We start from the raw sequence: 11916 nt of genomic DNA, 5'->3' as shown, positions 1-11916 counted from the left end.
AGCGGCTATTTGCTTTATTTTGGAACCGTTATGAAAGAATTATTCCACGATGATGATGAGCTATTCCGGTAGCTTTATCAGCAACATAAAATAGTTATTGCCGGTATGAAAAAACTCACGTTATTGATAGGATGCCTCTGCTGTTTTCTCATCACAAAAGGAGAAAACGGATATGATCTCTGGCTGAGATATACACCTGTTGCAAATAAAACATTGCTGCAATCCTACCGCGAAAATATTACCACCATCATCACCGGCAGATCATCCGCTACAATGGATATTGTAAGCAATGAACTGTCGGCAGGCTTGTCGGGTTTGCTGCACACCACCATCCCTCACGGCGCTGCCATTAACCGCAACGGCGCTATCATTGCTGGCACTCCCCGCTCCTCTTCCCTGATCAGCAACGCCGGGATTTCCATACCGCTGCAACAGGCCGGTGAAGAAGGATTCGTTATTATCTCTAAAATACTGAACGGTAAACGTTGCATCCTCATCAGCGGCAACTCGGAAAAAGGAGTGCTGTATGGCACGTTTCATTTCCTGCGCCTGCTGCAAACGGAGCAACCCATTCAGCAGTTAAATATCATTTCCGCACCGAAGATCCGGCTCCGGATGCTGAATCATTGGGATAACCTGGACCGGACTGTAGAAAGGGGCTACGCGGGTTCTTCTATATGGAACTGGCATACGCTGCCTGGTTATATTGATCAGCGTTATATCGATTATGCAAGAGCCAATGCATCCATAGGCATTAATGGTACCGTAGTAACCAACGTAAATGCGAATGCCCTTGTGCTCACCAAACCTTACCTGGAAAAAGTAAAAGCATTGGCGGATGTGCTCCGGCCTTATGGCATCAAAGTATATCTCACCGCCAGGTTCAGCGCGCCTATGGAAACCGGCGGACTAAAAACCGCCGACCCGCTGGATACGTCCGTTAAGCGCTGGTGGCAGGAAAAAATAAAAGAAATATATACCTATGTGCCGGACTTCGGCGGCTTCCTGGTGAAGGCCAACAGCGAAGGACAACCCGGTCCGCAGGATTACAAACGCACCCATGCCGACGGCGCCAATATGCTCGCAGATGCCATCGCTCCTTTTAAAGGCGTGGTTATCTGGCGCGCATTTGTTTACAGTCACGAGAACCCGTTAGACCGCCATAAGCAGGCCTATGATGATTTTGTTCCACTGGATGGTACCTTCCGGTCAAACGTATTGGTACAGGTGAAAAACGGAGCGATTGATTTCATGCCACGGGAACCTTTTCATCCTTTGTTTGGCGCCATGCCTAAAACACCCTTGATGATGGAGTTCCAGGTAACGCAGGAATACCTGGGTCAGGCTACCAGCCTGGTATTCCTGGCGCCGTTGTTTAAGGAAACGCTGGAGAGCGACACCTACGCTAAGGGCAAAGGCAGTACCGTTGCTAAGGTAATCGACGGCAGCCTGGATAATCATTCCTTAACAGGCATGGCCGGTGTGGCGAATATTGGCAATGACATTAACTGGTGCGGTCATCCGTTTGCGCAGGCCAACTGGTATGCACTTGGCCGCCTCGCGTGGGATCATACTTTGTCCAGCGAACAGATTGCAGACGAATGGCTGCGGATGACCTACTCCAATAATCCTTCATTCCTGAAAGCCGCCTCCCGCCTGATGCTGGAAAGCCGCGACATCATTGTACAATATTCCAATCCCCTGGGCCTGCATCATATTATGGGTACCAGCCACCATTACGGACCTGCGCCCTGGGTAAATAACCAGCAGCGCCCGGAATGGAATCCCGTTTATTATCACAAGGCAGATAGCGCGGGCATAGGCTTTGACCGTACTGCCACCGGCAGCAATGCCCTTGCGCAATACCAGCCGGCAGCGCGGGCGCAATGGGAAACCAGGCAAACCTGCGATGAAAAATACCTGTTGTGGTTCCATCATGTGCCCTGGAATTTCCGGATGAAAAGCGGCAACAGCCTATGGGAAGAACTATGTTATCAATATTATAAAGGGGCTGAACGCGCCGGGAAAATGCAGGATACCTGGAAAAGTTTACAGCCATTTGTAGATCCACAAAGATTTGAACAGGTAACCATGTTGCTGAAAATTCAGCAGGAAGAGGCGATCTGGTGGAGAAATGCATGTATATTGTATTTTCAGACCTTCAACAAAATGCCCATACCGGCGTCGTACGAACAACCAGGCAAAACACTGGAGTACTATAAAAGCCTGCGGTTCCCGTTTGCACCGGGTATTTAACCACAGCATATTAAATCAACGAAGAAGATGACATCAACAAAAAGAAAATTAGCGATTGTAACAGGCGGCGGTTCAGGGATTGGCCTGGCCATCGCCGAAAAGTTCGTGGAACAGGGAATCGAAGTGGTGATTGCAGGAAGAAACCAGGAAAGACTGGATGCCGCCCAACAAAAACTCGGCGCGCACTGTCATGCTATCAACTGTGACGTAACCGACCTTTCGGCCATTCCCGGTTTTATACAAACAGTGATTGACAAGTACGGCCCCATAGATATACTGGTGAACAACGCGGGCACCAACATGAAAAAGGATTTCACGGAAGTAACAGATGAAGAGTTTCAACAGGTAGTCCTTACCAATCTTACAGCCGTTTTCACGATGAGCCGTGAGGTTGTCAAAAACATGTTGCAGCAGCAGGCTGGCTGCATCATCAACATCAGCTCGATGGCTGCCCAGTATGGCATCCCAAAAGTGATTGCCTATTCTGCCAGTAAAACGGCTATCGACGGCATGACCAGGGCAATGGCTGTTGAGCTGTCGCCCAAAGGCATACGGGTGAATGCCATCGCACCCGGGTTTATTTATTCCGACATGACGGCAAAAGCGTTGGACAGCGATCCGGAAAGAAAAGCAAAGGTATTTGGCAGAACACCGATGGGGACGATGGGACAGCCAGCCGACATCGGCGAGGCCGCGTGGTTCCTTGCCAGCGATGCGGCAAAGTTTATTACAGGCGTGATATTGCCGGTAGATGGTGGAAACAGTATTGGTTTTTAACAACGCTTAGCCGATGAAACGGACAATATCTCTCTTAACAATAAGCCTGCTGGCTATTTGCTGTGATGCGCAATCGATCATTGTTGATAATGCATCGAAAGCAGCATTTGCCCTGACCCGCGCGGTGATTTGCGTGGACCCGAACGACGGCCAGCCGGTGTTGCAATCGGCCAGCTGCCTGCAGCAGGATATTGAGATGGTCACCGGCATAAAGCTTCCGATATCAGCGACCATTCCCGATGGCCCCGCGATCATTATCGGCTCCAATGAAAGATCCGCGCTGGTACGTGCGCTTGCAGCAGCGGGAGACATCCATCCCATCTCCCTGAAAAACCAGTGGGAAGGGTACCTTATACAAAGTACTGCCAACCGTTTGATTATTGCGGGAAGCGACAACAGGGGAACCGCTTACGGCGTATTTGAAATATCCCGGCAATTAGGCGTATCGCCCTGGTACTGGTGGGCAGATGTGCCGGTAAAAAAAAGAACGCAGCTGTTCGTTAAGCAGCATATCACGATCAGCGATGCACCCAAAGTGAAGTACCGCGGCATCTTTATAAACGATGAAGCGCCCGCACTGGCTAACTGGAGCAAAGAAAAGTTTGGCGGCTTTAATCACCGCTTCTATGAAAAAGTATTTGAACTGATCCTCCGGCTGAAAGGCAATTATCTCTGGCCGGCCATGTGGGGCAATGCGTTTTATGATGATGACTCGTTAAACATCCGGATGGCGGAAAAGTATGGCATCGTGATGGGCACCTCCCACCATGAACCATTGATGAGGGCGCACGATGAATGGAGAAGATATGGAACAGGGCCATGGAATTACGACAGCAATGCCGCAAAACTGAAAGCCTTCTGGCGCACCGGCTTGCAGCGGGCTACCAATGAAAAAATAGTAACAGTGGGCATGCGCGGCGACGGCGACGAGCCCATGTCGAGAGAAACAGCGACGGCTTTGCTGGAACGGATTGTTGCTGATCAAAGAAAAATCATCAGCGATGTAACCGGCAAACCTGCCAGTGAAACACCGCAGCTCTGGGCCTTATACAAAGAAGTGCAGGACTACTACGACAAAGGAATGAACGTACCGGATGATGTAACGCTGCTGCTTTGCGACGACAACTGGGGCAACATCCGGAAATTGCCCAAACCCGGAGAGAGAAGCCGCAAGGGCGGCTATGGCATCTATTATCATTTTGATTATGTAGGGGCGCCCAGGAATTACAAATGGCTTAACACCAATTCAATTACCAGGGTATGGGAGCAAATGCACCTTGCCTGGGAATTTAATGCCCGTCAGATCTGGATTGTAAATGTGGGAGATATCAAACCAATGGAATTCCCCATCTCCTTCTTCCTGGATTATGCCTGGAACCCGGAAAAGACCGGCCCCGGCGACCTTCAGCAATATACCGGACAATGGGCTGCAGCCCAGTTTGGAGCACCCTATGCAAAAGATATTGCCGCAATAATAGCTGCCTATACAAAATTTAATGCCAGAAGGAAACCCGAGTTGCTGGATGCCAATACTTACCGTCTTAACTATGATGAGTGGAGAACGGTGATAAAAGATTACAACGAACTGCTGAAAAAAGCCAGCGCCATAGATAGCTTGTTACCCGCTGCATATAAAGACGCCTACTTCCAGTTAGTGCTGCATCCGGTGAAGGCATGCGCCAATTTGAATGAGATGTATTACTATGCAGCGCTCAACAAAGAAGCTATTAAGAATAAACAGCTAACGGCCAATACCTATGCCGACCGGGTAAAAGCATGCTACCTGGAAGACTCGCTGATCACCGTTGCTTATCATCAATTAAACAACCGGAAATGGAACCATATGATGGACCAAACGCATATCGGTTATACCAACTGGCAGCAACCACCGGTACAAAAAATGCCCGCCGTGAAATATCTTCCGGCAGATTCAGCGGAGGAAAGAAAAGTACCGGGCATGCACAAGCTGATGCGTGCGAGCATTCCCGGCGGCGTTACCGGTAACGTTTTTTACCAGGAAGAAGAAAAAGGCGTTTCCATAGCAGCGGATCATTTTACCAGGGCCATTCATTCAAATGGTATTACGTGGACGATTTTGCCTGATCATGGAAGAACCGGTTCCGCTATCACGCCTTTTCCGGTTACCGCAAAAGAACAGCAGCCTGTTGGTAATGCGCCGCATGTGGAATATGATTTTTATACTTACAGCAAAGGGGAAGTTACCATCAACACCTATTGCTCTCCCACATTGAATTTTCACAGCAACAAAAATGGTTTGCAATATGCGGTATCCATTGATGACGAAGCGCCGCAAATCATCAGTATCAATAAGGAAGATGCCATTACTTACACCAGCATCTGGAATAAGTGGGTAGCTGACAATATCATCATCCAATCCAGCAAACATACGCTCTCCACCACCGGAAAACATACGCTGAAATACTGGATGGTCAACAGCGGTGTGGTGCTGCAGCAACTGGTGCTCGATTTCGGAGATCTGAAAGAAAGCTATCTTGGTCCGCCGGAAACAATTTTTAATAAATAACGATATCCCTTTCCCGTTTTAAAGTTCCTGATATGAAAAAGATAATCCTCCTCCAGTTATTCCTGCTCGCTGTATTCAGCGGGTTCGCACAGTTGAAATTGCCCCGGCTTATCCGCGACAGTATGATCCTGCAAAGAGATGAAAAAATAAAGTTGTGGGGATGGGCTGCTAATCATGGAAAAGTGCAGGTCCGTTTCAATGGCAGAACATACCAGGCGAAGGCAGATGCCAATGGTAACTGGGAAGTGCATTTGCCGCCTACTAAAGCCGGTGGGCCTTACAACATGGAGATTACTGCGGGTAACAAAATTACCCTGCATGATATCCTGTTTGGAGATGTATGGTTTTGCAGTGGCCAGTCGAACATGGCGCATCAGCTCAATGTTCATGACGTAATATATGCCCGCGAAATTGCGGAAGCGAACTACCCCCAGATCAGGCAGTTCCTGGTACCGGGTGGCACCGGCTTGTCCGGCCCCATCCCCGACCTGCCCACCGGTTACTGGAAACCGGCCATAGGCGAAGATACCAGGCCATTCTCTGCAGTCGCCTATTTCTTCGCAAAAAAGATCTACGAAAAATACAAAGTACCTGTAGGCATCATTAATGCCAGCGTGGGTGGAACGCCGATTGAAGCATGGATGAGTGAAGAAGGCCTGAAAGAATTCCCTGCAGCCACAGCAACAATGAATAAAAATAAAGACACCGCTTATCTCAACAGCTTCAAACGGCCACCGGGAAATACGGTGAAACCGCCGGCAGACGCAGGACTGGCAGGAACCGATAAATGGTACGACGAGGCGTATATCCCGAAAGGATGGCGCAGGATTAATATTCCTGGCTACTGGGAAGACCAGGGCATTAAGGATTTAAATGGCGTGGTATGGTATCGCAGGGAAATGGAACTCCCTGCTGCGATGGCCGGCAAGCCTGCCAAAGTTTTCCTGGGACGGATTGTGGATGCGGATGAACTTTACATCAACGGCAAACAGGTGGGGCGCACCACTTACCTGTATCCCCAACGCCGGTACCAGGTACCGGCCGGTGTGCTGAAAGCAGGCAAAAACCTGTTCGCGGTGCGTGTTACCAATACCGCCGGCAAAGGAGGGTTTGTACCGGATAAGCCTTACTGCATTTTCTCCGGTACCGATACTGTTGATTTAAAAGGCGACTGGCAGTATAAAGTGGGCGCCGTTTTCAGGCCCTTACCACGTGAAAGCACTACCCCGAATATCAACCTGCAAAATCAACCCGCTGCATTGTATAACGCGATGGTGTTCCCGGAAATCAATTATACCATAAAAGGTTTTTGCTGGTACCAGGGCGAGACGAATGCCGGTGAGCCCAGGCAGTATGCAAAGCTGCTACCGGCGCTGATCAGCGACTGGAGAGCTAAATGGAACCAGGGGCCTCTCCCCTTTCTTTATGTGCAGCTCCCGGGATTTATGGACTACACTTACCTTCCAACAGAAAGCAGTTGGGCCATGATGAGGGAGTCACAAGCTAAGGCGTTGTCGGTTCCCAATACCGCGATGGCAGTGGCGATTGACCTGGGCGAGTGGAACGACGTTCATCCTGATAATAAAAAAGCCGTAGGTGAACGCCTGGCTCTTGGCGCTATGAAAGTGGCTTACAAAGAAAATATTACCTTCAGCGGTCCGCTTTACCAATTGGCTGTTACCAGGGAGAACAGCATCGTTATCAGCTTCATTGATACCGGCAGTGGGCTGATCACCAATGACGGCGAGGCGCCATCCACGTTTGAGATTGCCGGCGCTGATAAGAAATTCGTTCCGGCCAATGCGAAAATAGAAGGGAATAAAGTGACAGTATGGAGCGACGAGATCAGTGCACCCAAATACGTCCGTTATGCATGGTCTGATAACCCGGTGAACCCTAATTTATATAACCGGGAGCTGTTGCCCGCATCACCCTTCAGAACGGACGAGTGACGCGGGGAATACAGCAGATGCTCAGGTACGTATTTCCCTTCGCATAAAAAGATAATAGGAAAGCGCGAAGCATACTACGGTGGGCGGCAATCAAACCGCTTACCTGTGGCCATACCACCAGCAGGCTTTCCCGCACGGACAGCGGCGAAGGAATGGCCCCGGCCATCTGCTCCATGGTGAGTGGCCCCAGGCTGCGTACAGAAGGCATCAGCAGCGTGGTAGTAGCATCGGTATACAGCTGGCTTGGTATAAAGCGCAGGAAGGTTAAAATAATCCTGTTATAGGCCAGCAACTGGTCCTGGCTTAATACATCCGGGTCCGGCAGGAATGCTTTCACAATAATATTCAGCAACACCTGGTAGAAGACGGTAAAGAACAACCAGATAGCGATGGCCGTTAATGCGGAGGTAGCCGTTTGACGGAACTTTACCGACAACAGGATGGAAAGGTTAAGCCAGAACGATACATAGATCACACTTAACACCACAAAACACAGGATACGTACAAACTCCGAGGGCTCAATTCCTACGCCGGTAATAATGAGGCCCCCGCCGATCATCAGTAGGTTCAATGACAGGAAAAGTGTGCTGACAACTATCAATGACGCTACAAATTTTGCATTGATCACGGAGTCGCGGTATACCGGTTGCGCCATCAGGCGGATCAGGGTGCCGTTGGATTGCTCAGAGTTAATAGCATCAAAGCCCAGGCTAATACCCAGCAACGGCCCCAGGAAACCCACGAATACATGGAAGGGAGGCAGCGTACCATCCGTGGTGGTGAGCAGCTTCAGGTATAAAAACAACCTGTCGGGGTCGCCGGCATTGGAAACTGCTTTGCTGATATTGGTCATGGACACATACATGGAGCCAAGGAAAGTAAGCAGTATCAGTCCGGCTAAAATGATAAACCGCCAGCTGTGTATCTGATCGGCCACTTCCTTGCGCACCATCACAAAAAACGGATTCGTTGCGCTGTTTTTCTTCTCAACGCTTTTTGAACCTGCCGAAAAAAGACCGTTGAAATAAGCCACCTGACTTTTCATTGGATGTATTTTCCTTTAAATTATTTTCAAAATATTGTTGATAGATTTCATCGAGGCCATAGCTTTTCTGCTGTACGCCGGTAACGTCAATCCCTTTGCCCACAAAGAAACGTACAATGTCGGGGGTAATATTCTCCTGGCCGGAGATCTCCACCAGGGTTCCATCGGCTGTTACTTTACTGACGGCGGGCATTTGCAGGAGTTCCTTCTCCAGTGCGCCTGCATCGTTGACGGGCGTTTTTATAGTTACCTGCACCATATAGGGTGCGGTGTTAAATAAGTTGGCTGCCAGCGTTTCAATATTACCTTCTGCCAGTAAGTGTCCGCCAACGAATATGCCTACACGGTTACACACCTGTTGCACCTGGTGCAGGTGGTGTGACGATAACAAAATGGTGAGGCCCTGGCGTTGGTTTAATTGCCTGATCAATTCCAGGAAATCCCTCACACCTGTGGGATCAATACCCAGCGTGGGTTCGTCGAGGATGATCACTTCCGGTTGTTTGATCAATACTTCCGCCAGGCCAAGCCGCTGTTTCATACCGCGGGAAAAGGCGCCTGTTTTCTTGTGTATGGCTGCACCGAGACCTACCTCCTCCAGCATATTCCGGGCAACGCCTGTTACTTCTGTTTCAGGGATACCATTGAGCCGTCCTATGTAGGTGAGGTTTTCCAATGCGCTGAGTTCATTATAGAACCCAACACTGTCGGGCATATACCCTACTTTCCGTTTTACCGGGATCGGGTTCCGGGAGGCGTTTAGTCCGCAGATGCGCGCTTCACCTGCGGAGGGTTCCGTAAGGCCGAGGAGCATTAATATAGTGGTGGACTTGCCCGCGCCATTAGGTCCGAGCAGTCCGAATATTTCGCCCTTCCCGATGGTGAGATGGAGGTTGTCCACGGCCTTCAGGGAGCCGTAGTATTTGGTCAGCCCATTTATTTCAATAATTGGTTGTTCCATAAGCTGCTATCTCCTGCCATATTTACGGATAAGGTAATAAACGGCGCCAAGTGCTGCCACTATCACCAATACACCCAGCCATCCTGTAAGTGCAGATGTTTTCACCATCATACGGAAAGCTGCACTGGCGTTGGCATTGGTATTTTTAACAGAGAAGTTGGTGACATAATCACCCGCGAGTGTTTTATCCGGTACGCTCAGTGTAGCGGTAACTTCCGCATCTTTTCCCGGTTCCAGGCGGGTAATGGTGGAGGGAACAAATGCCGCTTCCCATTGCGGGGGCGCCTGTGCGGAGAGGTCGAGGTTGTCGAGTGTAATAGTGCCCGTATTCTTCACCACCAGGTGAATTTCTTTCCGGTTTCCTTCGGTGACCTCATCGCTTAACCTGCCTGATGGCGTAGTGAGTGTAACCGCATAGCTTCCCTTTACTACCGCCTCGAGATCCAGCTTTGCGGTATCTGTTCCGGTAATGGCCAGCACGGGGATATTATACTTGCCGGGTTTTGTTTCAATGGCCGGATTAATTTCCAGGGTGATGTCCTGGGTCTTTTCTGAATCGATGTTCAGCGATGTTACCTGTACGCCTTCTACTTTGAAGGAGGAGTTCCACCCGGCGGGCAGGCTTGCAGAAAGTTGATAGACACGGGATGCGGCAGATCCGTTATGAAGCCGGGTGTTGTAGGTAAACGTGGTGTTGGTAGCAGCTTCAATGTTGATGAGTCTTGCCGTAAAAGGTGGTGATGAATGATTGTTTCCCTGGGCAATTCCCTGTTTAGCGAATAAAACGGATACAAGCAAAAAATAAAAAAGAGAATGCGGATTCAGCGTAATCCGCCGGCGATAGTGGTTGTTCCTTGCTGACATTGCTAACATAAGATTAATAAATAATAATTATATTCTGATGAAATAATAGCTATTTACTTCTCCATACAGCGGTGGAGAATAGTGATCCGATGTTTCCTAAACGGCGGCCAATTTAACAAGAAATATTAAATGCAATTGCAAAAAAAATGTGAAAATTGCGGAGTAGATTGCGGGTGCAGCACCTGCGAGCGTTTTTCTTAACCTGATAAAAAAATGCCGAAGACCCTTATCTCTGTTTATTACAGTTGTTATGATACACCCCTGCCCGCGGATACTTTCAACCGGCTGATGGCCGCTCTGCCGGAAGGTATGAGGGCAGGCATACACCGGTTCAAACGTTGGGAAGATGCCCATGCCGGTTTGCTGGGCAAGCATCTGCTGCAATATGCCCTTCCCGGTTATTCACTGGCTGATATCGCATACACGGTACACAGGCGGCCGTTCATTAAAGGGGCACCCGATTTCAACATTTCCCATGCAGGTAATATGGTGGTATGTGCGGTTGCCGGCAAAGGAGATGTGGGTATTGACATTGAAAAGCCCACGTTATTATCTGTTGAAGACTTTCACCAGCAGTTTACCCCGGAAGAATGGGATGCTATCCATAACGATCCGGCATCACCGGAAATCTTTTACCGCTACTGGACCCGGAAGGAAGCGGTATTAAAAGCCGCCGGAACAGGTTTGAATGAAGCACTGCACCTGCTTAACGTTATGAATGATTCGGTTTTTTATCATCAGCACACCTGGCAACTTAGCGCGGTACCCATCATGCCCGGCTACGTGTGCCATGTTGCATCCGGTGAAACGGAGATAGCTATTAATACGCATGCGGTGAGCATGCAGGAACTGGTATCCATGTACCGGTAACGCCCGGTTTCCACCTCGGAGTGTAGAAAATTATCTTCATAAAATACCCAAAAACATAAAATTATCGTCACCCTTAAATAATTGATAAACAATCAGTAACGAGTTTAATCCCCGATTTTGGTGCGATATTGGTTTAAGATACGGGCACATCAAATCGTATTGCTATGACCAGGAAGATCCTAATCACAGAAAGCGATGTTGATATAAAATTGCTTGTATCATCATTGCTCAAGAAGCATTACCAGATTTCTTTCTTGAATGATGCTAAATTATTATTGGAAGGGTCATTTGAGAAACCAGATCTGTTTATTTTGAACAGTCACTTACCGGACCATAGTATACTGGAAGTATGCAAGCACCTGAAATCACATGCTGACACGAGGGAGATACCGATACTGATCATTTCCGCATCAGAAGATATCGACTCCTTAATGGAAGAATGTCCGGGTGACGATTTTATCAGGAAGCCCTTCTCAGGGCGTGAGTTACTGGAAAAGGTACACAGTGCCATTAATACAAAGATTACGAGTAGATAACTGATGACCGGGTCGCCTTCGGCGGCCCGGAAATTGTCTTGGAACACTGATTACGCTGATTATAGTGATTAGCTTGATTTTTACTTTAGGAATGCCGGGGAAATACTGTG

Annotated in this window: 9 protein-coding genes; 6 read left to right on the top strand and 3 right to left on the bottom strand. The window is 48.9% G+C overall.

All coding sequences use genetic code 11. The annotated features are described in order from the left end of the window. Nucleotides 1-105: 105 nt before the first annotated feature. The 4 genes from QFZ51_RS15430 to QFZ51_RS15415 are packed head-to-tail and all read left to right on the top strand — an operon-like array spanning nucleotide 106 to nucleotide 7530. Nucleotides 106-2256, top strand: a complete 2151-nt coding sequence (locus tag QFZ51_RS15430; RefSeq protein WP_429046976.1) for an alpha-glucuronidase family glycosyl hydrolase — start codon at nucleotides 106-108, stop codon at nucleotides 2254-2256. 27 nt (nucleotides 2257-2283) lie between these two features. Then, nucleotides 2284-3033 (top strand): SDR family NAD(P)-dependent oxidoreductase, encoded by a 750-nt coding sequence (locus QFZ51_RS15425; RefSeq protein ID WP_429046974.1) that lies wholly within the window; start codon nucleotides 2284-2286, stop codon nucleotides 3031-3033. Nucleotides 3034-3046: 13 nt separating this feature from the next. Next, nucleotides 3047-5578 (top strand): glycosyl hydrolase 115 family protein, encoded by a 2532-nt coding sequence (locus QFZ51_RS15420; protein WP_429046973.1) that lies wholly within the window; start codon nucleotides 3047-3049, stop codon nucleotides 5576-5578. Nucleotides 5579-5610: 32 nt separating this feature from the next. After that, on the top strand, nucleotides 5611-7530 hold the full coding sequence (locus QFZ51_RS15415) for a sialate O-acetylesterase (protein ID WP_429046972.1): 1920 nt from the start codon (nucleotides 5611-5613) through the stop codon (nucleotides 7528-7530). Here QFZ51_RS15415 and QFZ51_RS15410 read toward each other — a convergent pair. Genes QFZ51_RS15410 through QFZ51_RS15400 form a run of 3 tightly spaced genes read right to left on the bottom strand, consistent with a single transcriptional unit; the run spans nucleotide 7514 to nucleotide 10400 of the window. Continuing rightward, a complete protein-coding gene (locus QFZ51_RS15410) occupies nucleotides 7514-8575 on the bottom strand; it encodes an ABC transporter permease (RefSeq protein ID WP_429046970.1) in 1062 nt (353 codons plus the stop codon). The two genes, QFZ51_RS15415 and QFZ51_RS15410, sit on opposite strands and share 17 nt — an antisense overlap. Further along, on the bottom strand, nucleotides 8517-9536 hold the full coding sequence (locus QFZ51_RS15405; protein ID WP_429046969.1) for an ABC transporter ATP-binding protein: 1020 nt from the start codon (nucleotides 9534-9536) through the stop codon (nucleotides 8517-8519). Before QFZ51_RS15405 ends, QFZ51_RS15410 begins: the two co-directional genes overlap by 59 nt. 6 nt (nucleotides 9537-9542) lie before the next feature. Next, nucleotides 9543-10400 (bottom strand): NEW3 domain-containing protein, encoded by an 858-nt coding sequence (locus QFZ51_RS15400; protein ID WP_370912890.1) that lies wholly within the window; start codon nucleotides 10398-10400, stop codon nucleotides 9543-9545. A 213-nt stretch (nucleotides 10401-10613) separates the two neighbouring features. Here QFZ51_RS15400 and QFZ51_RS15395 point away from each other — a divergent pair, with 213 nt between their 5' ends. Together QFZ51_RS15395 and QFZ51_RS15390 are read left to right on the top strand one after the other, a co-directional pair. Further along, a complete protein-coding gene (locus QFZ51_RS15395) occupies nucleotides 10614-11270 on the top strand; it encodes a 4'-phosphopantetheinyl transferase family protein (RefSeq protein WP_429046968.1) in 657 nt (218 codons plus the stop codon). 164 nt (nucleotides 11271-11434) lie between these two features. Beyond that, nucleotides 11435-11806, top strand: coding sequence for a response regulator (locus QFZ51_RS15390; protein WP_429046967.1), 372 nt, complete (start codon nucleotides 11435-11437; stop codon nucleotides 11804-11806). Nucleotides 11807-11916 lie beyond the last annotated feature (110 nt).

It is taken from the genome of Chitinophaga sp. W3I9 (assembly GCF_050434025.1).
Classification (GTDB): Bacteria; Bacteroidota; Bacteroidia; order Chitinophagales; family Chitinophagaceae; genus Chitinophaga.
The sequence above is the reverse complement of the archived record's forward strand: the minus strand, read 5'-3'. Positions and strand labels throughout refer to the sequence as shown.

Bases quoted from the DNA above. Each gene is read 5' to 3' on its own strand.
- QFZ51_RS15410 (WP_429046970.1), bottom strand. From the start codon at position 8,575: ATGAAAAGTCAGGTGGCTTATTTCAACGGTCTTTTTTCGGCAGGTTCA.
- QFZ51_RS15425 (WP_429046974.1), top strand. From the start codon at position 2,284: ATGACATCAACAAAAAGAAAATTAGCGATTGTAACAGGCGGCGGTTCA.
- QFZ51_RS15395 (WP_429046968.1), top strand. From the start codon at position 10,614: ATGCCGAAGACCCTTATCTCTGTTTATTACAGTTGTTATGATACACCC.
- QFZ51_RS15420 (WP_429046973.1), top strand. From the start codon at position 3,047: ATGAAACGGACAATATCTCTCTTAACAATAAGCCTGCTGGCTATTTGC.
- QFZ51_RS15430 (WP_429046976.1), top strand. From the start codon at position 106: ATGAAAAAACTCACGTTATTGATAGGATGCCTCTGCTGTTTTCTCATC.
- QFZ51_RS15415 (WP_429046972.1), top strand. From the start codon at position 5,611: ATGAAAAAGATAATCCTCCTCCAGTTATTCCTGCTCGCTGTATTCAGC.
- QFZ51_RS15405 (WP_429046969.1), bottom strand. From the start codon at position 9,536: ATGGAACAACCAATTATTGAAATAAATGGGCTGACCAAATACTACGGC.
- QFZ51_RS15400 (WP_370912890.1), bottom strand. From the start codon at position 10,400: ATGTCAGCAAGGAACAACCACTATCGCCGGCGGATTACGCTGAATCCG.
- QFZ51_RS15390 (WP_429046967.1), top strand. From the start codon at position 11,435: ATGACCAGGAAGATCCTAATCACAGAAAGCGATGTTGATATAAAATTG.